24 protein-coding genes and 1 pseudogene are annotated in these 25,288 nt (G+C 38.6%); 6 read left to right on the forward strand and 19 right to left on the reverse strand.

Annotated elements, in window-relative coordinates:
- Window positions 1-318: 318 nt before the first annotated feature.
- The 3 genes from DFO73_RS14230 to DFO73_RS14240 all read right to left on the reverse strand — a co-directional run bounded on the left by DFO73_RS14230 (window position 319) and on the right by DFO73_RS14240 (window position 3,807).
- Entirely contained in the window at window positions 319-1,875 is a 1,557-nt protein-coding gene (locus DFO73_RS14230; RefSeq protein WP_110065415.1) for a fatty acid--CoA ligase family protein, read from the reverse strand.
- A gap of 193 nt (window positions 1,876-2,068) precedes the next feature.
- On the reverse strand, window positions 2,069-3,058 hold the full coding sequence (locus DFO73_RS14235; protein ID WP_110065416.1) for a lipoate--protein ligase: 990 nt from the start codon (window positions 3,056-3,058) through the stop codon (window positions 2,069-2,071).
- A 14-nt stretch (window positions 3,059-3,072) separates the two neighbouring features.
- Entirely contained in the window at window positions 3,073-3,807 is a 735-nt protein-coding gene (locus DFO73_RS14240; protein WP_110065417.1) for an MBL fold metallo-hydrolase, read from the reverse strand.
- A 415-nt stretch (window positions 3,808-4,222) separates the two neighbouring features.
- Here DFO73_RS14240 and yhfH point away from each other — a divergent pair, with 415 nt between their 5' ends.
- Complete coding sequence (gene yhfH, locus DFO73_RS14245; protein ID WP_110065418.1) at window positions 4,223-4,357, forward strand: protein YhfH; 135 nt, start codon at window positions 4,223-4,225, stop codon at window positions 4,355-4,357.
- A gap of 42 nt (window positions 4,358-4,399) precedes the next feature.
- Here yhfH and DFO73_RS14250 read toward each other — a convergent pair whose 3' ends face one another.
- The 5 genes from DFO73_RS14250 to hemE all read right to left on the reverse strand — a co-directional run bounded on the left by DFO73_RS14250 (window position 4,400) and on the right by hemE (window position 10,947).
- On the reverse strand, window positions 4,400-6,568 hold the full coding sequence (locus DFO73_RS14250; RefSeq protein WP_110065419.1) for a YhgE/Pip domain-containing protein: 2,169 nt from the start codon (window positions 6,566-6,568) through the stop codon (window positions 4,400-4,402).
- A gap of 72 nt (window positions 6,569-6,640) precedes the next feature.
- Window positions 6,641-7,213 (reverse strand): TetR/AcrR family transcriptional regulator, encoded by a 573-nt coding sequence (locus tag DFO73_RS14255; RefSeq protein ID WP_110065420.1) that lies wholly within the window; start codon window positions 7,211-7,213, stop codon window positions 6,641-6,643.
- A gap of 138 nt (window positions 7,214-7,351) precedes the next feature.
- Window positions 7,352-8,791, reverse strand: coding sequence for a protoporphyrinogen oxidase (gene hemY / locus DFO73_RS14260; RefSeq protein ID WP_110065421.1), 1,440 nt, complete (start codon window positions 8,789-8,791; stop codon window positions 7,352-7,354).
- 26 nt (window positions 8,792-8,817) lie between these two features.
- Window positions 8,818-9,756 (reverse strand): ferrochelatase, encoded by a 939-nt coding sequence (gene hemH, locus DFO73_RS14265; protein ID WP_110065422.1) that lies wholly within the window; start codon window positions 9,754-9,756, stop codon window positions 8,818-8,820.
- Window positions 9,757-9,900: 144 nt separating this feature from the next.
- Window positions 9,901-10,947: a uroporphyrinogen decarboxylase gene (gene hemE, locus DFO73_RS14270; RefSeq protein ID WP_110065423.1), complete on the reverse strand. Its 1,047-nt coding sequence runs from the start codon at window positions 10,945-10,947 to the stop codon at window positions 9,901-9,903.
- Window positions 10,948-11,550: 603 nt separating this feature from the next.
- Between hemE and DFO73_RS14275 the strand changes: the two genes are divergently transcribed.
- Window positions 11,551-12,063 (forward strand): antibiotic biosynthesis monooxygenase family protein, encoded by a 513-nt coding sequence (locus DFO73_RS14275; protein ID WP_110065424.1) that lies wholly within the window; start codon window positions 11,551-11,553, stop codon window positions 12,061-12,063.
- Window positions 12,064-12,104: 41 nt separating this feature from the next.
- Here the strand turns inward: DFO73_RS14275 and DFO73_RS14280 are convergent, their stop codons facing one another.
- The 3 genes from DFO73_RS14280 to liaF are packed head-to-tail and all read right to left on the reverse strand — an operon-like array spanning window position 12,105 to window position 14,617.
- On the reverse strand, window positions 12,105-12,743 hold the full coding sequence (locus DFO73_RS14280; protein WP_110065425.1) for a response regulator: 639 nt from the start codon (window positions 12,741-12,743) through the stop codon (window positions 12,105-12,107).
- Between the two features lies 1 nt (window position 12,744).
- Window positions 12,745-13,782, reverse strand: a complete 1,038-nt coding sequence (locus DFO73_RS14285) for a sensor histidine kinase (RefSeq protein WP_110065426.1) — start codon at window positions 13,780-13,782, stop codon at window positions 12,745-12,747.
- A 10-nt stretch (window positions 13,783-13,792) separates the two neighbouring features.
- Window positions 13,793-14,617, reverse strand: coding sequence for a cell wall-active antibiotics response protein LiaF (liaF, locus tag DFO73_RS14290; protein ID WP_110065427.1), 825 nt, complete (start codon window positions 14,615-14,617; stop codon window positions 13,793-13,795).
- Window positions 14,618-14,874: 257 nt separating this feature from the next.
- On the opposite strand from liaF, the pseudogene DFO73_RS14295 reads away from it, so the two are divergent.
- From DFO73_RS14295 to DFO73_RS14305, 3 genes and pseudogenes are all read left to right on the forward strand, one after another.
- A pseudogene (locus DFO73_RS14295) lies at window positions 14,875-15,231 on the forward strand (hypothetical protein); the annotation flags it as partial.
- Window positions 15,232-15,591: 360 nt separating this feature from the next.
- The gene (locus tag DFO73_RS14300) at window positions 15,592-17,238 is read left to right on the forward strand and encodes a hypothetical protein (protein WP_110065428.1); all 1,647 of its coding nucleotides are present in this window, start codon (window positions 15,592-15,594) and stop codon (window positions 17,236-17,238) included.
- Between the two features lie 73 nt (window positions 17,239-17,311).
- The gene (locus DFO73_RS14305) at window positions 17,312-17,533 is read left to right on the forward strand and encodes a hypothetical protein (RefSeq protein ID WP_110065429.1); all 222 of its coding nucleotides are present in this window, start codon (window positions 17,312-17,314) and stop codon (window positions 17,531-17,533) included.
- Between the two features lie 426 nt (window positions 17,534-17,959).
- Here the strand turns inward: DFO73_RS14305 and DFO73_RS14310 are convergent, their stop codons facing one another.
- From DFO73_RS14310 to DFO73_RS14335, 6 genes are all read right to left on the reverse strand, one after another.
- Window positions 17,960-18,154 carry a hypothetical protein gene (locus DFO73_RS14310; RefSeq protein ID WP_110065430.1) on the reverse strand — a complete coding sequence of 65 codons (195 nt, stop codon included), beginning with the start codon at window positions 18,152-18,154 and terminating at the stop codon, window positions 17,960-17,962.
- Window positions 18,154-18,411 (reverse strand): hypothetical protein, encoded by a 258-nt coding sequence (locus DFO73_RS14315; protein WP_110065431.1) that lies wholly within the window; start codon window positions 18,409-18,411, stop codon window positions 18,154-18,156. Before DFO73_RS14315 ends, DFO73_RS14310 begins: the two co-directional genes overlap by 1 nt.
- Window positions 18,408-18,932 carry a terminase small subunit gene (locus tag DFO73_RS14320; protein WP_181396026.1) on the reverse strand — a complete coding sequence of 175 codons (525 nt, stop codon included), beginning with the start codon at window positions 18,930-18,932 and terminating at the stop codon, window positions 18,408-18,410. Before DFO73_RS14320 ends, DFO73_RS14315 begins: the two co-directional genes overlap by 4 nt.
- 47 nt (window positions 18,933-18,979) lie before the next feature.
- On the reverse strand, window positions 18,980-19,627 hold the full coding sequence (locus tag DFO73_RS14325; RefSeq protein WP_110065433.1) for a hypothetical protein: 648 nt from the start codon (window positions 19,625-19,627) through the stop codon (window positions 18,980-18,982).
- 901 nt (window positions 19,628-20,528) lie between these two features.
- The gene (locus tag DFO73_RS14330; RefSeq protein ID WP_110065434.1) at window positions 20,529-20,801 is read right to left on the reverse strand and encodes a helix-turn-helix domain-containing protein; all 273 of its coding nucleotides are present in this window, start codon (window positions 20,799-20,801) and stop codon (window positions 20,529-20,531) included.
- Between the two features lie 16 nt (window positions 20,802-20,817).
- The gene (locus DFO73_RS14335) at window positions 20,818-21,276 is read right to left on the reverse strand and encodes a replication initiator protein A (protein ID WP_110065435.1); all 459 of its coding nucleotides are present in this window, start codon (window positions 21,274-21,276) and stop codon (window positions 20,818-20,820) included.
- Window positions 21,277-21,949: 673 nt separating this feature from the next.
- Between DFO73_RS14335 and DFO73_RS14340 the strand changes: the two genes are divergently transcribed.
- Window positions 21,950-22,696 carry a phospholipase D-like domain-containing protein gene (locus tag DFO73_RS14340; RefSeq protein WP_110065436.1) on the forward strand — a complete coding sequence of 249 codons (747 nt, stop codon included), beginning with the start codon at window positions 21,950-21,952 and terminating at the stop codon, window positions 22,694-22,696.
- 792 nt (window positions 22,697-23,488) lie between these two features.
- On the opposite strand, the gene DFO73_RS14345 is transcribed toward DFO73_RS14340, so the two are convergent.
- A complete protein-coding gene (locus tag DFO73_RS14345; RefSeq protein WP_110065437.1) occupies window positions 23,489-23,737 on the reverse strand; it encodes a hypothetical protein in 249 nt (82 codons plus the stop codon).
- A gap of 17 nt (window positions 23,738-23,754) precedes the next feature.
- Window positions 23,755-25,236: a recombinase family protein gene (locus tag DFO73_RS14350; RefSeq protein WP_110065438.1), complete on the reverse strand. Its 1,482-nt coding sequence runs from the start codon at window positions 25,234-25,236 to the stop codon at window positions 23,755-23,757.
- Window positions 25,237-25,288: the final 52 nt, after the last annotated feature.

Here is a 25,288-nt window from a genome sequence, read left to right on the forward strand (position 1 = left end):
TTTTGAAAACCCTTTCAAACACTAAAAAGAAAGGCTCTTTTAAACTTGCCTGCCGATTTGCGCTCCAGGTGCTCAGCAAGCCGCGGGCAGTCAGGGAGCCTCCTCGGCAAACTTCCGACTGCGGGGTCGCCCTTTGACTCGCTTCTCCGGCAGGACATTGAATGGGCATCCTGGAATAAACACCGCACAAAGAAAAAGCGAATACACGTTCGAGGATCTCGCACCTTCCGCTCCAATCAACAGGGCACTAAAATCAACAATGAGCTTTAACAGTCAAAAGAAAAAGGGGCAGACACCTGGTGATGTCTGCCGCTGCTTTTATTTTGTCTGAAGTACTTGATTCTTCAATGCTCTTCGCAATATTTTTCCGGTAGTATTTTTCGGAAGCTCATCCAGGAAATCAATTGAGGAAGGCACTTTGTATTTTGCTAAATGCTCAGCACAATATATTAAAAGCTGTTCTTCTGTAAGCTTCGGGTTTTTCGAAACAACATAGCTTCTGACTGCTTCGCCAAGGTTCGGGTCCGGCACGCCCAGTACAGCGACCTCAACAACGTCCTCGTGATTATAAAGAACCTCTTCTACCTCTCTTGGATAAACATTGTATCCTCCAACCAATATAAGATCTTTTTTGCGGTCAACAATGTAAAAGTAGCCTTCTTCATCCATTTTCGCTAAATCTCCTGTATAAAGCCAGCCATCACGGATTGTCGCAGCTGTTTCCTCAGGCAGCTTGTAGTACCCCTTCATTACGTTTGGACCGCGGACAATCAGTTCCCCTACTTCTCCTACAGGAACTTCTTCCCCAAGCTCATTTATTACTTTATTTTCAACATTTACGATTGATTGTCCAATAGATCCTGTTTTTCTCGGCTTGTCGAGGGGATTGAAACAAGTAACCGGAGAAGCTTCGGAAAGACCATACCCTTCAGAAATCATAACATTGAATTTCTTTTCAAAGCCCTGCAAAAGCGCAACCGGCATGGCAGCCCCCCCTGAAATACAAAGGCGCAATGACTGCAAGTCCTCCGGATTTCCATCTTGATATTGAAGGAGGAAATTATACATGGTCGGCACACCCGCAAAAACGGTAGGCTCATATTTTTGGGCGATCCTAAAGATTTCCTTCGGGCTGAATTTAGGGTCTATGAGAATAGTAGCCCCATTCATCAGCGGTGCATTTAAGGCAACTGTTAAACAAAAAACATGGAACATTGGTAAAGTTGTAATAACCCTATCGTCCTCGCTTATGTGCAGATAATCGCTGACATCCTTCGCATTGCTGTAGAGGTTTTTATGGGTCAGCATGGCACCTTTTGGCTTGCCTGTGGTACCGGAAGTATAAAGGATAACCGCGGTTTCATCCTCCTCCAGCTCTGGACCCCGAAATTCTAAATCGCCAGAAGCCACAAGCTGTGTAAACGATTTCATTTTTGAATAAACCAATAAAGAAGCCGAATCCAATTCTGAAGCTTGTCCCTGAGGAGTATCGCAAATGATGAAATGCTCTACCTTTGGAAGTGCTTTATGCACTTTTTCAAACAATGGCACTAATAAATCAAGTGTTACCACTGCTTTAACATCGGCATTATTGACAATATAGCCAATCTCATCCGGTGTATAAATCGGGTTAATCGGAATGACAGTAGCCCCAAGGCGCAGTGCGCCATACAGTCCGATGACAAAATGCGGCGAGTTTCCCAACACCAAGGCAACATGGTCTCCTTTTTTCACTCCCAATTTTGAAAGTCCATCTGCAAATTTCGTTACTGCACCATCAAGCTCGGCATATGTACTGGACTGGTCCATGAAATAATAGGCTGGTTTATTTCCCATTTTCTTGGCAGTTTCATGCAGCTGCTGAGTTAAATTCACCTTCAATCCCCCTCTAATGAATGAATAGTCATTCATTTTTATTTTAAAAATTTTCTAAATTTATTATATTAAAAGAAATTTTTGTATTCAAGTAGGAAAGCGAATTGTTCACAATTTTCTTTTGCCTGGATTTCACTTTACTTGCCTATCCTTATACAAAAATAGAAAAACCGGCATATTGCCGGTTTCTAAATTAATACACAAGATTGATAAATTCTTCTTTTGTTATATTTCCGAAGTAATGTTTAATGTCGACTTTTTCTAGCGCTTTTTCAATTTCTATTTTTTCATAGCGAATTCCTGTGAGCTTGTTTTCAATTTCGGTTACATCGCCTACCCCAAAGAAATCGCCGTATATTTTGCAGTCTTCGATTTTCCCTTTTGCCACATTCAGTCTGATATCAATTTGCCCAACTGGGAAGCGGTGGGAATGCTGCAGATCAAATTTAGGTGACTTCCCATAATTCCAATCCCAATTTTGATATCGCTCTTTGGAGAGCTGGTGAATTTTTTCCCAATCTTCATCTGTCAGCTTGTATTCAGGGATTTCGTTCAAATCTCCGAAAATATTTTTAAGAACCATTGAACGGAACTCTTCTATTGTGATTTTCTGATCCATAAACTCAGAAATGTTTGCGACCCTGCTTCGAATGGATTTAATTCCTTTTGATTCGATTTTATCTTTCTTTACCTTTAACGCGGAAACCACACTTTCAATTTCCGAATCAAACAGGAGTGTTCCGTGGCTGAACATTCTGCCCTTAGTAGAAAATTGGGCGTTACCGGAGATTTTTCTCCCTTCTGCAGTCAGGTCATTTCTTCCGCTAAGTTCAGCATTAACACCAAGTTTCTTTAGAGCATTAATAACTGGCTCGGTAAACTTTAAGAAGTTATGGAAGCTCTCGCCATCATCTTTTGTAATAAAGCTGAAGTTCAGGTTCCCTAAATCATGATATACGGCACCCCCGCCTGATAGCCGCCGAACTACATGAATCCCATGGCTTTCTACATACTCCGTATTAATTTCTTCAATGGTATTCTGGTTTTTCCCGATGATAATCGATGGTTCATTAATGTAAAACAGCAAATAGGTTTCATTAATGCTAAGGTTTTTCAGCGCATATTCTTCTATTGCAAGATTTATTCTTGGATCCGTTATCCCCCGGTTGTCTATAAATAACATGCTTTTTTCACTCCTTAAAAAGTGTGTGACCATTGATAGTCCGCTATTGATATGGGTCCGTTATATTTACTTGCGGCCTCTTCCTTCAGCTTCTGAAGCTCGCCATAATGCGGCAAATGCGTCAGCAATAAATTTTTAACATTTGCTTTGCTTGCCAATATTCCCGCATCCAGGCTTGTCATATGTCCTGCGTTTTTTCCATTTTGATGCCCATAAAAATTGCATTCGCAAACGAGCAAATCCGCATTATCACTAAATGTCTCCAATTCTTCTTTATAAGAAGTATCAGCAGTATATATTAACGTTTTTCCACCTGCTTCAATTCTCATTGCATAGCAAGGAACGGGATGATTTGTTTTTAAAAACCTGATTAGGAATGGTCCTGCTGACAGAACTTCTTCAGGATTATAGGCTACTCCCTTGGTAATATCTTTGTATGTAAGCTTGGCAAATTCCTGCTGATCCAAAGTATGTCCATAGATCGGCAGTGTACCTGATTTTTTGCCCAAAAAACCCTGAATCAGCCTGGCATGCTGCAGCACCCCAATATCCGCAATATGGTCTGGATGATAATGTGAAATGATCACTGAGTCCAGGTCTTCCGGCTGGAAAAAATTCTGCATTTTTGCCAGAACCCCGCTGCCGCAGTCAATCAGCAGGTGAAATCCTTCATGCTCCAGCAAATAGCCTGAGCTTGCCCCTTCGGCTTTAGGATAACCGCCCCAGCCCCCGATTACTGTTAACTTCATCACTATTCCTCCTAATTATAAAGCGCAAGGCGCCCGCTTATCGGCGACAAGCATAAGACGAGCGCTGTCAGAAGGCGTTCTTTGCCTTCAGAAGCGATTGGCTTATGACCTCGAGCCGATGGCGCCTGGAGCTAGACAATTATTAAATTATAAAAATGTAAAATCTTTTCCAAATAAAAGCATAAGGCGCCCGAGTTTGAAAATTATTTAGGTTCAGGGATCAAAACTTGCAAAGCTTCAAAACGCCTAAATAAGCTCTCATTTCCTAAGTCCAATATACTCGATTATGCCTATTTTTTCACTTTTTTAAAATTGTATTGAAACAGCAGTTGACATAAACAAACTGTTATAATACAATGGCATTAAATAATCAAACTATTTAGAACAAACCAACAAATAATTAGGAGGCTTCAACATGATTCAAAACATTATGGAATTCTTCAGAAATTTACCGGCGAAACAATGTGCAGAGTGTGGGAAGTCAATTGAAGAGCAGCATGAGTGCTACGGAAACAAATGTGATAAATGTATGGGAATGACAGATTTATAAGTTAATATACTAAAAGCCAGCCCAAAAAGGCTGGCTTTATTTTTAATTCACCTGTTCTACTACAGAGGAAAATCTTCTTTTATGCATAGCAATAAAGTAGATAAATGTTCCGGCTATAAACAGTGCAGTGAAAAGTAATAGAATCATAGCGTTTTCTCGTATAAAGTCTAAGTTACCGCTAGAAATTACTGCTTTAAATCCTGAGACTGAATAAGTCATCGGTAAAAAGGCATTGATTGGCTGCAGCGCATTTGGAATAAGCTCGAGCGGGAATGTCCCAGCACTAGTTGTTAATTGCAAGATTAATATGATAATCGCTGCAAAACGCCCTGGATCCCCAAACGCAGTCACGAGGAATTGAATAAGGGATATATACGTTAGGCTTGTTATAATCGTGTATAAAATAAATAATGGTACACTTTGAACTTCAAGACCAAGTCCCCATAGCAGAATAAATGCAGCAATTAGCGCTTGAATGATCCCTGCCCCGCATAGGATAAGGAACTTTCCTAAAAACCAGCTAACACCTGAGCGGGGTATATCTGCAGGCTCTCTCATTGGAAACACAATAGACAGCAATAAAGCCCCTACAAATAGACCAAGCGATAAGAAATAAGGAGCAAATCCTGTGCCGTAGTTTGGAACTTCACTCATTTTTTCATTATCTACTTTTACAGGATCTGCCATCATATTAAAAGTTTCATCATTAGCATTTGCCAAAGTAGCTTTTTCTGCGCCTTCAGCGAGTTTTCCAGCCAATTCAGAAGATCCCTCATAAATCTTTGAGTTTCCTTCAGCTATTGAAATTGCCCCGTCTTCAAGCTGCCTTGCACCGCCTGCAAAAGCATTTGATCCTTGGCTTAATAGGCCCAGTCCTCTTGATAATTCAGCCGTTCCCTCCGCAAGCCGGTCAGCACCTTTCCTGGCTTCTTTGAATCTTTGGCCAAACATATCCATGCCTGTCTGGAATTCCTTGTGTCCTTTAACGAGCTGCTGTGAACCGGTTTCAAGTTCTGAACTTCCTACTGTCAGCTGATGCACTCCTTGCTGAAGCTGTTTTTGACCATCATTCAGCTGTCCCGCCTTTTGGGAAATTTCCTCTCCGCCGGCTGATAGCTTGCCTGCAGATTGCGCAAGCTGTGCAGAGCCGGTTTTAAGCTGATTTAGAACGGCTGTGAGCTCAGCTCTTTCTTCAGATTCTTCAGGAAGCTGTGAAATAAACCCTTGCAGTTTCTGCTCGAGCTGTGCAGCACCTGAGTTAAGCTTCTGTGCCTCGGACTCCCATTGCTCGAGTGAAGAAGATAGTGTTTTTGCTCCAGTTTGGAGCTGTTCAGTTCCGGAAATCACGACTGGAAATTTTTCATTGATGGTGAAAATCCCCTCTTTCACCTGAGAAATTCCAGCTGAAAGCTCTTCAGTTCCTGACTCCAATCCAGTTGAAGCTTCTCTCAGTTTAACTTGACCCTCCTCAAGCTGCCCCATCCCATCAGATAGGGACCTTGCACCAGCTGCTATTTCCTGTGATCCTTTGGAAGCACTGCTAATACCGCCCTGAAATTCTATTGACTTGTCTGCCAAAAGTGCTAATTTTTCTTGCAATGTAAGTGAACCGGCTTTTAACTCGGCTGCACCTTCACTGATTTTATTCGCTCCTTCACTGGCCTGCCCCAGTCCATCGGAGAGTTCTCCAATTTTTTCAAACATGGTTTCTGCATAGGTCTCTGTTACTTTATCAGATAGGGACTCTTTTATTTTATCAACTGCAGTACCCCCTATCTGAGCTGATAAAAAGTTATAGCTTTCATTCGGTACATAAATCAGCTTCATTTTTTCCGGGCTATCATTTAATAAAGTGGTAGCATTTTTAGAGAAATCCTCAGGGATTTCAACAAGCATATAATATTTCTGATTTTCGAGATTTTTATAGCCTTTTTCTTTTTCGACAAATCTAAAATCAAAATCTTTACTTTCCTTCAGCTTTTCTACAAGTTCATTGCCAAGCTTCAGTTCTTTATCTTCAAAAATGGCACCTGTATCTTCATTGACAATCGCAACTGGCAAATCCTCCAAATGATCATATGGATCCCAAAATGCCCAAAGAAACATGCCGCTATATAAAATTGGGATAAACAAAACGGCGATGATCGGAATTAAGAGCTTTTTATTTTTTACTATCGCTGATAACTCTTTTTTTAAAAGACTGCTTTTCATGATTTCTGCCTCCAATTAACTATATGACCAAATTATTCATTCGGTCATTAAATTCAAAAAATAGAGGACTATCTAATTAGATAATCCCTTCATAATATACTGTTCAAAAAGCATGGCTATATTTTCTTTCTCCAAAGGCTCATGGCGCTTTTCCCAGTCAAAGATCAGGGCAATATAAAGCTTTAGCATAACAAATGCGGTCAACTCTGGATCACACTCGCGGATTTCGCCTTTTTCAATTGCCTGGTTTACCTTTTCCTTTAAATAATTTAAAATGGCATCCTCCATCTGGTTCATGACTTCCATTACAGCAGGAGTTCCCATTTCTTTTTCTTCCTGGAAAAGCTTAATAGTAAGCTGATGTTTTAAGCGAAACTCCAATATCTTGTATAGGCCCCGGTGAACATTTTCGTGAAATGATAGGGTTGGGTCAATCGCTTCATCTGCCGCAGCCTTCATCTCTGCAATAAGTGAATGGATTATTTCATCAAAGAGCTCTTCTTTATTTTTAAAGAAAGTATAAATTGTACCCTTTCCCACATTTGCAAGCTTTGCAACCTGGTCCATAGTTGTTGCTTTATAGCCGAACAAGGAAAAAGATTTTGTAGCTGCTTCTAGAATTTGCTGTTTCCGATCGATTGACATTTTTTCACCTCACTTCAATTATGACCAAATGAACATTTTAGTCATATCGCACAAAAAATAATTTAACATATTTATTTTAAAAAAGCAATATACATAACCTCTTATGCAGCGTTAGGTGATTCAACAAGAAAAAAGCTGTCACGTATGGACAGCTTCTTCCTTGTTGCTAGATAAATAGTCTAAAACGCTTTTAACTGCCGCTTCCCCCTGGTCAATACAATCAGGGACCCCTAATCCCTCATAGGAGCTTCCGGCCAGAAAAACACCCGGTAAATATTCTTTGACCTGTTTTTTGACATCTTCGATGCGCTCTTTATGCCCTACAGTATATTGCGGCATCGAATCTTTCCATCTTGTTACGTAAGCAAAGTCGGGATTCATTGTGATATTCATTGTTTTGTTTAAATCATCAAGTACAATTTTAATAATTTGATCATCTGACAAATCAACAACGGCCTCATCACCCGCTCTTCCTACATAGCAACGGAGAAGCACCTTTCCTTTAGGCGTGGAATGGGGCCATTTTTTGTGTGTCCAAGTACATGCTGTAATGGTGTAATCGCTATTCCGCGAAACGACAAAACCAGTTCCATCAATATCCTCTTCAATTGCTTCCTCAGGAAAAGCAAGAGCTACAGTCGCTACGGAAGTAGACAGCATTTCTTTAAATTGGCCAAACAGTCCCCAGCCAGAAAATATGGTGTGTACCGCATGGTGGGGAGCTGCCATAACAATACTATCTGCTTGCAGCTTTTCTCCCCCATATACATCAATTGTATAGTGGCTGGCGTTTTTACGGATAGATTCCACACGGTATCCTTTAAGCACAGAGCCAGGCTCCAGTCTGGTTTCAATCGCATCGACAAGCGATTGCAGCCCCGATTTAAACGTGAGGAACATCCCCTCTTTTTTCTTGGGGCTTCCTGCTTTTTTCGCCTGTAAGCCTGTGGACTTTTTCATTCCTAAGATCAGGCTTCTATATTTTTGCTCTACCTGATAAAACTGCGGGAACGTTGACATTAAGCTTAATTGATCTATATCACCTGCATAAATGCCGGATAGAAGCGGCTCAATCAAGTTTTCAACCACTTCGTCCCCCAGCCTTCTGCGGAAAAATTCGCCAAGCGATTGATCCTGTGCAGGATTGGAGCGCGGAAGTACAAAATCAGCTGCTGCCCTTGCCTTTGCAGCAGACGAGAATAGTCCGGTTGTTATAAAAGGAGCGATTTTAGTTGGTATGCCCATAATGGATCCCCCTGGCATTGGATAAAGGCGCTGCCTCACAAGTACATAGGATTTTCCTGTTGTATTGCTGATAAGCTCTTTTTCCATGCCAACTTCTTTGGCAAGCCGGGTCGCACTTTGCTTGCGGGCCAGAAATGAATCAGGGCCTCTTTCAATGACATAGCCGTCTCTTTTTACCGTTTGAATCTTGCCGCCCAGACGATGCGTTGCTTCCACAAGCTTTACATCCAGGAGCATTCCTTTTTCTTTGGCTTCCTTCTGCAAATAGTACGCTGCAGTAAGCCCGGTAATTCCCCCGCCGATAATAACAACCTTCTGTCTCTCTCCCTGCACGATAAATCGCCTTCTTTACTTAATTTTTACTCGCTCCCATTCAGCATTTTAAAAATGGCATCAGACATAGCATCAATAAACTCAGGCTTGGAATTCGGCATTTCAGGACGGTAATAGCTTGCACCCAGTTCATCTGTAACGACTCTGCATTCAAAATCATTGTCATAGAGTACTTCCAGATGGTCGGATACGAAGCCAACAGGAGTGTACACAAATGCCTTATAGCCCTTCTTCTTATATAGTTCTCTCGTCAAATCCTGAACATCAGGGCCAAGCCATGGTTCAGGTGTGTTTCCAGCACTTTGCCAGCCGACAGCATAGTCGCTGACTCCAGCCTGCCCTGCAATCATGTCAGCCGTTTCCTGCAGCTGATTCGGATACGGATCCCCTGATTGAAGAATCTTTTCCGGCAAGCTATGGGCAGAAACGATTAATACTGCGGAATCTTTTTCCTCAGAAGGCATCTTATCAAACGTTTCCTTCACCCTATCAGCCCAGTATTTAATAAACTTAGGTTCTTTATACCAGCTCTCAACAGACCTTATATCAGGGCCGCCGAGCTTTTCTGCTTCCTCTTTTGCTCTTCCGTTATAGGACTTCACGCTAAAAGTAGAAAAGTGGGGGGCAAGGACAATGCTGACAGCCTCTTCGATCCCATCCTCATGCATTTGTTTAACGGCATCTTCCACGAAGGGCTCAATATGCTTCAAGCCAAGATACATTTTAAATTCATATTCATCCTGGATTTCATTTAAATGCTGTTCAAGCTTTTCTGCCTGTTCTTTCGTAATATCTGCAAGCGGAGATATCCCGCCGATTGCTTCATACCTGCTTCGCAAATCTTCGAGCATTTCCTCAGACGGCTTTCTCCCTCTGCGGATGTGTGTATAGTAACGCTCCAGGTCTTCTTCCTTATAAGGAGTTCCATAAGCCATTACAAGTAAACCCACTGTCTTTTTACCCATGTTATTCACCTCTATTTTTTTCTGTCTCTAGTCCCTTATTGTGCCAAAAAACAGCCGGATTACCAAAACTAATGCTCATGGAAATGTGCCAATCCGGTACGCAGCTGCTGTTCTAACAGACAGCCTGTTTCTAGTGAAAAAGGGCTACTTGCTCAGTTTCGATGAAGAGTATTCATGGATAAACGCTGTTAATTTTCTCAATGTGTCAGGGTTAACTTCAGGAAAAACACCGTGCCCCAGATTAAAGATATAGCCAGGCTGTGCCATCCCCTGGTCCAAAATAGCTTTGGCTTTTTCCTCGATGACACCCCAAGGAGCAAGCAATATAGCAGGATCCAGGTTTCCTTGTACAGTTTTGGTTATTCCCATTGCTCTTGCCTCCTGAATTGGCAGGCGCCAGTCCAGCCCTACCACATCAAGCGGCAGATCATGCCACTCCATTGCCAGGTGGCTTGCTCCAACACCGAACATGATAAGCGGTACATTTTCTTCCTTTAATGCAGAGAAAATATGATTCATAACCGGCTTGATGAAATAACGATAATCTTCAACATTCAATGCACCCACCCACGAATCGAAAATCTGGATCGCTTTTGCACCTGCATTGATTTGGGATTTTACGTAAGTAATCGTCATTTCACCAAGCTTATCCATTAAAGCAAACCATGCTTTAGGCTCTGCATACATAAAAGCTTTTGTTTTGTTATAGTTTTTTGAAGGTCCTCCTTCAATCATATAGCTGGCAAGAGTGAATGGAGCGCCGGCAAACCCGATTAGAGGAACGGTTAACTGCTCTTGTGTAAGCAGCTTAATGGTATCCAGTACATATGGCACGTCCTCTTCAGGATTTATTTCCCCTAACTTTTCCACGTCAGCCAGGGAACGGACCGGGTTTGAGATCACAGGGCCAATTCCTGACTTTATTTCCACATCAACGCCAATGGCCGGAAGCGGCGACATAATATCTTTATAAAGAATCGCGGCATCATTGTTATATTGTTCAACCGGCAATCTAGTCACATAAGCACAAAGCTCAGGCTGATGGGTAATTTCAAAAAGGGAATACTTTTCTTTTATTGCTCTATATTCAGGCTGTGAACGGCCAGCCTGACGCATATACCATACAGGGACATGTTCAGTCTGTTCACCTCTGGCCGCCCTCAGGAATGTATCGTTAAATGATTTGGTCATTAAATTTTATCCACCTTTCAAGACTTGTCTGCATTTTATTGTAATATATATGTTCATAAAGTGAAACTTCAATCGGAGGAGGTTTTCCCCCTCTGATTGTTAGTTGAACCAATTGGGCCTTTACGGGCAGTTTGAATCCCACTTATCCTCCTTCGATTCCTCTGATTCTTAAGTGGGAGTCTTACTGGACGTTAGACTGCGACAAATTAGAAACACGCTATTGTCTATCCTTAATGAATATATCCTTTTTTCACTGTTCTTGTATAGATTTGCTGGCCAAATGTCAAAAAATTGACGTTTTTACTGTTGATATAAGGGAAATAATTAAAAGATTGGAAGTTTATAACCACAATTAAATTTTAGGCTCTGTTAAACTTGCCTGCTGATTTTCGCTCCAAGTGCAAACCGCGGGCGATCCGGAAGCCTTCTCGGGGCATGACCCGTTTTTCCACTGGAGGTTGAATCAACATCCCCGAATTAACACCGCACGAAGAAATGCGAATGCATTTACGAGGATCCGCACCTTCCGCGCTTTAACATTGCCAAATTTAACTGCTGCCCTCTGCATATAATGGTAAAACTAAGCTTATTGAGGTGAAAAAAATGAAGTTATATATGACCAGCGGAACATATGATTATTTGAAGAAGATCGAAGATAAGCATCCAAATGAAACGATGGTTACCATGCAGAATCCTGACACTGCGGTATTAATCCATGAAACATCGGCCGGAACCCTCTTTAAAGAGCCGCGTTCCTATGAAGTGATTGATTCTTCAGGATCCTTTGACCATGCAGGTTTTGCAGTTCTGAATAACATTCCTGTTACAGATGAAGGCAGGCCTCTTTTTGAGCACCGCTTTAAAAACAGGGCAGGACTTATAGAGAATGAACCAGGGTTTGCAGCAATCCGGGTACTGCGGCCGCTTGAATCGAATACTTATATTATCCTGACCCTGTGGAAAGATGAGAAATTCTTTAGAGACTGGCAGAGCTCCAAAGCTTACGAAAAAGCACACGAAAATCGGGGGACTGAAAGCGGCATTGACAAGCAGCCGCAAATATTCTCAAGCCCTTCTTATGTTACAAAATACTATATTCCTGAGGAGGATGAATAATAGTGCAAAGAAAAGGATGAGCTAGAACCGCTCATCCTTTTTTATGCCTGCTTTTTTATGATTCCATTTCGGTTGGCATATACGGCTGCCTGAGTCCGGTCAGAAACGCCCAATTTGCTCAAGATGTTACTGACATGTGTTTTAACCGTTTTGATTCCAATAAATAATTCATCACTGATTTCCTGGTTTGTCATTCCTTCACCAATACACATGAGGACATCTGACTCTCGTTCAGTCAAATCATCATGCGGCTTTTTTTCCTGCGCACGGAAACGGTCCACCATCTTATTCGCTACCTTTGATTCAATAACAGGCTCCCCTTGTGATGCTTTCTTAATGGCAGCTACTACTTCAGTGGCATTTGCTGTTTTAAGCATGTAACTGAATGCACCCGCTTCTATGGCCGGAAAAACCTGTTCATCATCATAGTAGCTTGTAATGATGATGATTTTGCAGCCGGGATAGCTTTTTAATATCTCCCTGGTTGCTTCAATTCCGTTCCCGTTTTCCATAAGCAGATCCATAAGGACTATATCCGGCCTTTCTTTTAGAACCAGCTGTACGGCTTCATTTCCGCTGCATGCTTCCCCAATAACCTTTATTCCCGTTTCCGTTGCCAAATAGGAAATAATCCCTTTTCTTACCATTTCATGATCATCAACAACAGCAACATGAATCACCTTAAGCCCTCCCCTTTGCTGGAATTCTGATATCTATATAGGTACCTTCATTCTCCTTGGAACGGATTTTGAATATCCCGCCAACTTCCTCACAGCGTTCTCTCATTGTTTTCAGCCCATAGGAAGCCATTCTCTCTTTATGAGGATTAAAGCCCTTTCCGTTATCTGCAATAAAAAGATAAATATAATCTTCTTCCTCTGTTAGGGTTATTTTTATTTTTCCTGCATCAGCATGTCGGAGAACATTTGATAATGCCTCCTGAACAATGCGGAACAAATGCTCTTCAGCCGCTTTCGAAAGGTTTTCAATTTCATCAATGCTTGCCTGAAAATCAATATTTGTCTTAGCCTTTAATTCCTGTATTAACTTAATAATTCCATCACAAAGCTTGTCATCACTCAGCTGGACAGGCCGCAGGTGAAGGAGGAGAGCTCTCATTTCTCCCTGGGCTTTGGCGGCGATCTCCGATATTTCATTTAACTGCTCCCTGGCTTTGTCACTGTCGAGGTCAAAAACCCTAAGTGCAGCTGAAGACATCATACTTAGAGCAAAAAGCTGCTGGCTTACCACATCATGGAGGTCCCTTGCCAAACGCTGTCTCTCCTCCATTACAGCGGCAGAGTGGGCTGTTTGTGCCAGTACGGATTTTTCATCTGCCAGCCTTTGCATGGAAAATACCTGCTCCTGAATATTTTCCGCCAGCTGATTAAGTTCTTCTGATATTAAGCCTATTTCATCTTTTTCATATGATTCCATTCTGTCTGTATATTTTCCGCTTCTTAATGTGGAGACAAATAATAAAATATCCCCTAGCCGCCCTTTGATTAAGTAGCTGCCCTTCAGCCCGAAATATCCACCAGTAAGCAATAAAATGGATAATGCGTACAAAAAAAGCCAGAATGTACTTTGTATAGTCAGAAGTGCATCGGGATTATAAAATAAATAAACCTGAAGACCGACAAAAAAAATCAGTGAACTAATAATCGCCATCATGATAAAGCTTTGTACAAACCAATACCTGATTCCGGTTTTTTTCATGATATTACCTCTAAACTTTATCGATCCGTATGGACCCTATTTTTATTTGGACAGCTATTTTTAGTTTTCTTGATGCTTCATCATAACCTGGAGACTTATAATGAAGGCTCCTGTTTATGTCACCTGTTTTTTGGTCAAAAATCCGGATATCTCCAACATTGATTGTGGATTGAATCATTACGGGAACATTTTCAGGGATAATCATTTTTACGTCCCCGATCCATCCCCGCACAATGACCTGTGTTTCTTTTTCAGGGATGAACGCCTTGCTGAAATCAATGAAATAATCGCCGATCATGGTATATAGATCCATAGGCTCCAAAGCCCAGTTTGGCTGTTTAAAGTCAACATCACCAATAGAAAATCCTCTAATGTTTTTTAACGGCTGAGGGCTTTCGGGTTTTGAGATATGAATGACTTTCCTTTCGCCCTGATCTCTGCTTTTTTCATGAATGTCTGAAGGAAAATCCTGTTCGAAATGAACCTTAAAACGATCCTTTTTCAATAAAGTCGTTATTCCTATAAAAACAAGAAGCAGCGGCCAAAGCTTCCATAAGTCCATAAATTTAAACTCAATCACTTTCAGACGATCCAGGATCAACAGAAAAGAAAAGACAGTCAGAAAAAAACCTGGAAACATTCCGCTGCGATTTTTCTTAAAGATGGCTGACATCAGGGAATGGGCACCAAAAATAAAAATAATGAAAGGATAAATTACGACAAATACCTCTTTTATTTCCAAGGAAATGACACCGATATTCATGAGGAGAAGTAAAACTCCAATTGCCGATAAACTTACCGCGAAGAGTATTTGATTGACTGATCTGTATCTCAATGGCGTTCCCTTCCTTCTATTCTCCTATTCTAATATTCGCTGAGCCACAAGCTATTTCCTTTTAACCTATAAGTACTTTTATTCTATCAAACGTCTATTTTATTGAAACTATCCCCGGAGTGTTTCCGTCTCCGCCTCCAGACTGATTGATCATATATCACAACTTTTTCATTCCATCATATTCTGTATTACATTCCGAACCGGGTGATTCGCCTAGACTGCGCTTCTCTTAAGGAATTATGAAAGGAGGAAAAAGAATGGGAGTAGAATTAACAGCTATACATTGGATATACGTTCTTTTTATTTTGTTTATTATTGGCTTCATGGCCATGAGAAGAGACACAACACTCGTTTGTATTGCAGGAATCTTCTTAATTGCCATCACGGCAACAGGCTCCTTAAGCAGTTCGGTCAGCAGCATTTTTACAAGTTTCATATTTGCCATTACAGAGCTTCTTTCTACTATACTGGTCATTTCAATTATAGTGGCAATGAGCCGGACGCTGACAACAACCGGTATCAATGATGTCATGATCTCACCTTTTGCCAGGTTTATCAGGACACCTGCACTGGCTTATTGGACGATCGGAATTTTAATGATGGTTATTTCGTGGATTAAGTGCATTTACATATACCAAAACCAATTAACCCCCAACATAATTAAACGGAGGGGTTTAATAATTGTCCATCAAACCCTTTAGCGTCAACTATCTACTTTACTTTATATTATAAATTTACTGCCCTTAACCATCCAGCATATGGTAATATAATGGAAGGATTTACTACGGGGAGGACTGAGAACAATTAATAAGATTAGGAGTATAAAAATAGAAAATGTTAAGGGTAAGGATTTATATGAACTAAACTTTAATGAATTACATGCAAATTTCCCTAATTTATTTGTAGCACCTAATGGATTTGGTAAAAGCACCCTTGCTACGGCTTTTAAAGCACTCAAGACCAGCAAAATTGAATTGGATAAAGATGATTTTTATAAGGGGGACGAAACAAACCTTCCGTCATTAACACTTGAACTTCAGCTAGATGGTATTGGCAGACAAACTCTTGAAGCTGATACAACAAAGAATCAAATCAGTCCGTTAGTTAATACATATGTGATTAACAATCCAGTCTATGCAAAAAGCACCTCTCGAAGGCATGGAGGTTTTTCTACAGGAACAGCAAGTTTAGGTGTGCGAGATTTAGAAATTTATAAAAATGTACCAGCAAAAGTTGAAATCCCTTATAAGATAAGTGAATTTAGAGGGAAGTTTGAGGGAAAAGGCAAAGTTTTTCTAAACATTGTAGAAGTATTTAAAAGTGTAAAGAATTTAACAATAATTTGTGATAAATTTGACATTCTAAAAAAATGTTCAAAACAGGTAAGACCGCAAAACACAATTAACCAACTCTTTGAACAAATGGTGGAAAGTGGTTCAGCTTCAAGGATAAAAAGTAGTATTTCAAATGATTCAATAACATCATTTAAAGAAAATACAATACTCTCAGAAGCAATAAATATTGTAGTGGAATTAGAAAACCTACCTTTCGAGTTAAAAGAAGAAAACGAAAAAGATTTAATATTAACCGCAATCCAAATTATTGAAGTAATTAAGGAAATGGGTAGTGATATAAAAAAAGCTAAAACATATTTAGAATATGCTGAGACTCGTAAAGATATAGACTATAAACTAAAAATATTTAATACAACTGGAAGAAATATTAGAACAAGTGAAACAAGAAACAAACTTGTTATTGAATTTTTAGCTGCTAATAAAATGTCTAACGGTGAAAGAGATGTTTTAAGTTTTATATCTAACCTTTCCAAGTTTAGGGTTAATTTCACAAAAGATATAGGAATTCTAATTATAGATGAAATCTTTGATTATCTTGATGGTTCTAACATGTTGATTGTACAGTATTATTTATCAAAGATGATTGAAGAATGTAGAGAAAACGGTAAGGTGTTGTTTCCAATAATATTAACCCATTTAGACCCAACACTTTTCAATAACTATTATTTTAATAGACCTAAAATCCATTATTTAAAAAATTACCCATATACCCAAGATAGGACCATGTTAGAATTTCTTAAAATTAGAAGTAATAAAGCCCATCAAGAGTTAGGAGATAACTTATCGAAGTATTATTTACATTATCATCCTGAAGTCTTCCAATTTTCTGCAAGTGATAAACCTTTAATTAATAATAATGACTACCATGATTCTTCAATTTTTTATCAAATGATACATAATGAAACTGAAAAATTTTTAAATGATGAAAGCTACGACCCTTTAAAGATAATATGTGCGATTAGGGTAAAGATAGAAAAGTTAGTATATGATTTGCTATCTACTGATGAGGAAAGAACGAAATATATTGAAACACACAAAACAATAAACAAGCTGAACTATGCTGTTGGACAAGGTGTAAATGTACCTGAAGATTATTTCTTACTTCAACCCCTGTATAATGACGGATTACATTTAAACAACAATGATAACGCAACCAAAAATAAAATTCTGAGTACATGCTTAAAGTTAGATAATATTGTTGTTCAAGGGATTGTTCGTAAAATCCAAACTAATGAAGGTAGTAACTTTGTCTTAACCCATGCTTAATAATAGTCAGATATTTTAGTAGTAAATATTGGTTATCTCACAATATAATTAATAGAAAGCGAGGTGGAAAAGTATGCAGCTAAAAGAACTTAGCAGTTCTTCAAATTACCATAAGGGCTATGGGGCAGGTAGTGGAGAAGTAATCAATAAAGAATACGAGTGCCCTTGTGGAAAAGGTAAAGTCTTTTATGAAAAAGATGCTATCCCAGGTTTTAGAGACAGCGATATTTATACTAACTGTAAAGAGTGCGATGATAAGTACACTTTCGGGAGAGGTACAGCTACTTTGAAATAACGATAAATTGCGGGCTTCCTTAGGGAAGTCTTTTTTTGTGAATAGTTAGTGAACATTTAGATTTTTTAAAGTATTCTGCCCTCGTATGCTGTATTTTAAAGTTGGGGAGGGAGGTGTTATATGTTAAAGGAAAAAATACAACCGCATTGCCAGGTTTGTTTAAAGCCTTTTAAAAGAACAGATAAAGTTTAACACCGACAGCATGTTTACACAAATCCAGCACGCTAAATGCTTTATGTATAAGCCTGAATATGTAAAAGATACTGGAACATATGAAGAAGTAGTTAATAAGTATCCTAATTACAAAGAAACGTTTATTATTTCAGATAAACCAATAACAAATTTATTACTGGTATCTCCATATAAAAAGAAGAAGTAATTATATAACTAAAGAAAAGGGAGATAACCAATTAAGGCTATCCCCCTCTATATTAAAATCCTGCCTTCTTTTATGGTATGTTCCCCGTTAGAATCCTGACGATATACAGTTCCAGTTGCAAAAGTACCCTGATTTACAAAGTACCTTGTTTTCTTAAACTGTGTTACAGCTTCCTTTGTATCATCCACTATAAAGAAACAAAGGTATTCTTTGTACTGATTATAGAAAACTACCTTGTACATTATTCACCATCTCCAATTGGATAAAATAAGTACGGATATACTTCCCCTTCTAAATTCTGCAAGTAGACTTTAATGCAGTCATTGTCCGTTAAAATGTTAGTACCGATTCCAGTGTAATGATTCACCTTGTACGGTATGCCCTCTATAACCATTTCAGGCTTGGTATCCAGTTTCTTAAAAACAGCTTTAATTCTATACCTTGGTACTTTAGATAATGAATAATTACCATCAGGGAAAACGTTAAAGACTTCAATCATTCTTCTTCCCCCTCTGTAAGATAGGAAATTTCTGCTTCAATTATCTTCCGCTTCCTGCCCTCTTCCAGTTCTTCTCCACCGATAACAAAAACGGTTTTATTTTGGTCGATTGTATGCCTTACGTTAAAGTCTCCGTCAATCTTACTCATTAACTCAATGGCTTTAATTTTGTCACTAGCATTAACTGGGGCTTTAATGATTTCACCAGTCTTAAAGTTTGGATAATAATTGTAGTCTTCACCCTTGGCTATGTTAGTTAGAAGTTCCATTTTCTTAGTGGTTTGGATAACTAACGGTTTAATGTGTATATCCTGAATCTGCTGTATCTTGGCTTGTACCAGTGGATTGTTTAAATACTTGTATCCAGTGGTTCTACTCTTAATACCCACCTCTTCAAGTGCCTTCTGTAAGTTCTGACCATGTGCTATATAGGCATAACAAAAAGCTTCCTGCTGTTCTGATAAATAATCAGGTTTACTCTTGCCGTTTCGTGTATCGTGTTTCTTTAGCTGCTTTTCCACTTTTATCTATCCCTTCCTTTATGATTTGAAAAAAAGAAGCAGGGATGTTATTCCCCACTTCCTCCAACCTCTGAATCTATTTCCTTAATCTTCCCTTGAAGTTCACTGATACGGTTTTGTCTTTCGATTCGACCCTCTACAGAATTATCTTGACGGTATGTCTTGAGTTCCTTTGTTAGCCCTTGCTTATAGTCCTCAAATGAATCATAAGCGGAGGATACTTCCAAGTTCTGATGATAATCAAATTCATTAGATACCGTTGGACGATTAAGATATAGTTCCAGTTCCTTATAGTCTGTGTTATTTGCTACTACTGCACCCTCAAAGAACTCCTTTGATAAGTCTTGTTTGAATGAACCGTACTCTATTGCCATGTACTCAGCAGGATACTTTTCCTTAAACTTCATTTGGTCTAACTTATCCATAGATTGGAAAGTCTCCATTGTTAGTGGTTTTAGGTCTTTAACCGTTCCAGTATCACCTACCGAATAAAAGCTTAGTACACCTTCCATCTTGACAAAACGTGTTTCTCCTCTATTTTGTGCTATGTTTGTTCTTGTTCCACCTTTGGCTAGAAGTGTGTTTAGTTCCTCTTGGTAACCCTGTCTTTCTGTCTTGCGTTCTGCTACATGCTTTTCTGCCATTGCCTTCATTTGTCTTCCTACTGCTGTATTTAAGAATGCTTGCATATCCATGTTTAAATTCTCCCCTTGTCATATCGTTGTATCATTGCGGTTAACCGTTTGTATTCTGTTTCCAATTTCTCATTCTCTTCCAGTGCTTCTTTTAGCTGTTTGTTTAATCCTTAGTAGCAAAGAAATATTTTCTCTTTAGCTTCTCATTCTCCTTAGATAAGACGGTTATTGTTTCTCCTTGTAACTGGTTCCTATCACTTCCTAACCTCCTGATATTGTTGTCGATTATAAAAACATTTCCCCCACCCTCCGAAGAGAATAGGGGTTAGCCATTACAATCATGTTGTAACGGGTAAAGTGCAATAGAGGGAATGTCTGTGTCTCGGTTTCTTGTTCCCTCTACTTTTTGGTATGAGTTTTACGTCAGTTCCCTACCTCTAAAGAAAAGACAACTCAAGATAAATTGTACTGACCTCAACCCTTCCACAAGAAAAGGAACAGTAGCAGAAAGAAAAACATTGACTCGATAAGTAGTCACATTAGAAATGGCGGGATACTTTCAAGGCTGTTTCTTCTTAACCGTCAGGCTAGTATTTCTTCCCCTGATTTTTCCCATGTTTATTATTCGTGGAGATGGGATCTCCACAAAAAGGGTGGTAAAGACTACCCTACACACAAGATAGCCCTCACCTGGTTAATAAAGAGATTCGTAAAATCCACTAAACGAGTATGTCAACGTTTTACAGATAGGCTGACAACCTACCCAACCTGATACGGAACAGAATATAAGCTGTCTAGTTGGCTTGCTTATAGTCATTTTATTTGCTGATACACAGCTTATTGAATCTACTAAGGTGGAGGTAAGATACCTTAATAGACTCTAAAACTAAATATCGAAAGAGGTGAAGCAGGGCTATCATCTTTAAGCTTTTATTAAAAGCCGACAGTCCAAGAAACTAAACTATTCTTTAAAGCTATCTTCCCAAGCCATTCTTAGCTTTTCGGATAAGGCATAGGCATTTGGTGCATTTCTACCGTTATCTAGCTTCATTTGGTACTTAATCAGGACACCTTTTTCTACAAGGTCACTAACCTGCTTCCTAACGTTCCTGACGTTGTATCCAGTGATTACGGATAACTCTTTATAAGAAGGACACACATTTCCCTGACGTTGCAAAGCCATAATAGTTGAAAGTGTTTTAGCTTGTCCTTTACTGATGTTAATGACGTTCATACCGTATCAACTCCTATTAAAATATTTCTGTATAATCTATTTCTTTACCGTTAACGGTAACCATGTCAGTCTTGTTTACTGGCTTCGGTTCATTTCTTGGCTTGACATTATATCTAAGCTTTTTCTTAGGTTCTTGGCTGTGTATCAGTTCCCTAATAAAAATTATGGTAGGCTTATTAGCCCCTTGGTGAATCATTTCCCATAGTCCATATTTTTCTAGTTCTTTTCGTAGTCTGATAGCCTTTGGTTTACTACAGTTCATATCTTCCATGATTTTTTCAATCGAATAGAGAATGTAGTATTCTTGTTTTTCATGGTCGAACCAGTCATTTTGTTTCGATATTTGCAGGGTATCCAGTCCGTATGAATAAAGAATGATACTGGAATCACTTAACCCCTTATAGACGGAATGACCCTTGAATATTTTAGGCAGTTTTACAAACTGTTGTTGCGAGATGGATAGCTTATTATCCATTTGACACACATCCTTTTCTAAGTTGAGTTATAAGGATTGATTAAATCCTCATACTTATATAACAAGTGATACAGTCAGATATGCACCCATTGTTAGTGAAGTTTTTAGGTCTTTTTAAACCCTCTACTTATATAACGAGGTGAGGCATCAGATATGCACCCCTATCAGGTTATTTTTATTTAGGGTTTTTTAAATCCTTATACTTATAAATAAAGTGAAGTAGTCAGATATGCACCCCTCTAACCAAAAGTTTTTTAGAAAATTTATCAATGAGAAAAAGCCCCTACCGCAATGGCAGGGGCTTCCCTTTAATACTAATATTCTTTTATAGTTCTTTACCGTTCTCTATCCCTTCAATTATAACGGTGTATTCTTTATAAGTGATTATCTATTAATAAGTAACACAGTCCGTTAGGACAGTCTTTTAATTATTAAGTATTATTCTATTAAGTCTTATTATATTAAGTCTTATTCGGGTAACAAAATGATACTACAAGGGTAACAAAATATTACCCTAAGGGTAACAAAACGTTACTGTAGATTAGTGGGGATTATCCGAACGGTTAGCCTTTATATTTTCTGTACACTTTTTGTCCACCTATTACACCGCTGCTTTATACAAATTGTGGTATATTATGGTTATCAATATTGGAAGGTTTAGGGGGATATATAAATGAACGAAGAACAATTTTTGAGAACTATGGTCGAAACGGTGAAATATGGAAAAAATCCAAACAAAAATGAATTACTTACCCTATTGAGAAATTCAGAAATAGATTTTGATAAAACTGGTGTCTTCGCAAGTAAATATCGACATTTTGAGGAATATATAGATTTAAGAGTTCCAGTGCCTATGTTGGAACAGGCTGAATTTTTAAGAGACGATTTAGAAAAATTGACAGCATTAGTATATAGGTCACCAGGAAATTATGAATATGCCGGATTAAATATTAAACCTAAACCAGTAGAACTTGAAAATATCCCACCACAAGCGGAACATGATGTTGTGTTTGACGAGATAAAGGATAAAATAATCCAAGGCATCCGAAGGGCTGAATATACTATATGGGTAGCGGTAGCTTGGTTTACCGATATAGATATATATAGAGAATTGATTCTAAGAAAAATTGACGGCTTAAATATCCGAATAATCACCTCAGATGAACCAACAAACCAAACTTTGTTAGCAGATTTTGAACGTAATTTTGAAGTTGTAAAAGTACCGAAAAAAAGGTATAACAGACTTCACAATAAATTCTGCATAATTGATTTAGAGTATGTAATGCATGGTTCTTATAATTGGAGTAATACTGCACCAAACAATAATGAGACTTGGGCAACTGCACTTGACCGAGATTTTGTAAAGAAATTTGCAGATGAATTTATGGAGTTATTCGTGAACAATTATGAAAGATACTGACTCTAAACGGTTAGGGTCTTTTTTTTGTCCACTTTTGTCCACTCTTTACACTAGTACTTTTTATCTTTTGATTCCACAAATCCTTTTGGATTAAGGTTTATCACAAGGAAGAGGGTCAAATTATGTCCAACCTAATGAACATTCCGCCAGAGGTATGCTAATAGTAAATTTCTGGAAAAATAACTAGAAATTAGAGGTAATTGAATTGTTCCAATTTCACAAACAATTTCCTTTGTCAACTACCAATTATCCCCACACTCTTTTACCAAACTTATCCATATTTACCGTATGGTACGACCTGGAGTGATTACCTATTAATACCATTAAACAATCGGTGGAATAATCCCCTACTGGTTAAGTCAATTGGTAATGTCATCCTCCACTGTTAATTAATAGTTGTCTCTATAAGTGCATTTAATGTAGCAAATGAAACATGAATAACACTGCATAATATATACATTGTATAACGATTAGAATAATTACTAATAAATCTGCATTTAACCTTAATGTTTATACTTAATTATGTATAACTATAACTACAACCTTCCATTTAACACCATACACCCATTGCTGCTATTGTGTTGTTGTTGTCAATGTTAATAATTTCCATGAGGTTATAATCGGTAAAATACAACGGTACTGGAAGGTAGTGGTAGGGGTGCTTTATTGGTGGAAAGTTATGGGGTAAGGCATTAACCTATAAAACATTTTCTAAAATGAACTTGGCGGTTCTAATTTTTTATTTTTCAAAACATAAATTGGGCAAAATAAAAACCCATCCATTAGAATAGGTTAATCTCTATATTTTGATAGTTCCTGCTGTACCGTTAGAAGCTTTCCTTTACTCTCTAAGAACTGGCTTATGGCTTCCTTAAAGACTTCCCTCTTAACTTCCTCTGTGAATCCCAGTGCCTTCTCTGCTTTCTTAAGTGATAACTGGATTGCTGTGTCCGATACTCTTTCCTCTTTAGCTACTTCTTTAAATGTTTTTCCCTCTGCATAATACATATAAAAACGTCTTAATTCTTTGTTGTTAAGCATCTTGATGCCCTTCCCCTCTATCTCGGTGCTATTGTTAGCTTAATTACTTCTTCTTCCTCTCCAAAGGCATTAGCTTCAATACCCCTGAAATAGTAAATCTTATCTATCAGTAATTTTAACAGACGGTTAGCTTCTTCCTTGTTGGTACATTCTTCAATCTTGGTATAGTTAAGCTGTCCTTTACCCTCAGGCAAATTTAACTCCTGCTTAATTATCCCTATAAGCTTTAACTTTTCCTGATAGCCTTGTGATAACTTAGCGGTATCCAGTGTAGAAAGTTCATCACTTAACTCTGTTATCTTACTGGAAAGGGCAATAAGTTCCTTCTCTGATTCTGCTTTGGTTTCTTCAAATTCTGCCTTGGATAGTTCACCGTCTAAACGCATTTCCCTTGCATTCTTAAGCCTTCTATTTAGCTTCTCTTGCTTCTTTGTTAGTTCGGTAAGCTGTCCTTCAATAATTCCCTTTTTATCCTCTAGCGGTGTTTCAAGTGCCTTCTGCCATTCTTTCCTGAAATGCAATTCAACCCAGTAGAACTGTGCGTAAAATTCAGCTAACAAGGTTTCTTCTTTAACCCCTGGCATACCGCATTCACACTTCTTAGTTACCATTGCATCTTCATAGACTTCTCTTCTTTTTAACTGGAAGCTAATCTTCCTATCGCAATTATCACAGTAAACTAAATCCTTTAGAATAGTTCTCACCTTGCCTTTTGTTCTTGTACGCTGTTCCCTATCCCCCGCAAATCTTGCTTTCATTGCATTGTTAGCCTTCTTAAAAGTTTCCTTATCCACAATAGCGGTAAAGGCATCATCTACCCTAATATCCTTGTAAATCATCGTTCCAGTATAGGCTTCATTGCGTATAATGTTTTGAACTGACTTATAAGGCTTTCCAGTAATGTCTGATATTGATTTCCCACCGTATCCATTTATAGCAAGGTTAAATATCTTCTTGACGGTATTAGCATCTTTATTCGGTACAAAGGTACGCTTCTTATCAACCATTACAGAATCATAACCGTATGGCGGTCTGCTTGCTACGATTTCACCTCTAAGGGCTTTATCTCTTTTACCTTGTAACATCCTCTTTCTAATTTGCTTGTATTCTCCATGTGCCAAGGTTGATTCAATAGCGTAAAGAGTAAAGTCTTGTTCGGTGTAAATCCTTTCAGGTGTAATAACTGGAATACCTACTTTTTCTAATCGCTTGAATATATGGATACTGTATTCTAAATCACGACTTAAACGGTCAATAGCTGTAACTACAACAGCATCATATTTCTCTAATTCATCTAATAAACTGTTAAGGGCTTCCCTTGCTTCCATTCTTGCCTGCCCTGAAACGATTTCCTCATATATGGTGTAAGTATATCCTCTATCCTCACATAGTCTTACAAGACGTTCTCTATGGTTCTGTAGGGTGTCTACGTTCTCCCCTTTATCCCTTGAAATACGTAAATACACCGCTACGTTCTTAATGATGTTATTCGTTACCACTTCGGTGTCAACTCCTTGATGTTAATATCATTCCCTAAAACCAATAATACCA

This window comes from Cytobacillus oceanisediminis, from assembly GCF_003182355.1.
GTDB classification, from domain to species: Bacteria; Bacillota; Bacilli; order Bacillales; family Cytobacillaceae; genus Cytobacillus; species Cytobacillus oceanisediminis_A.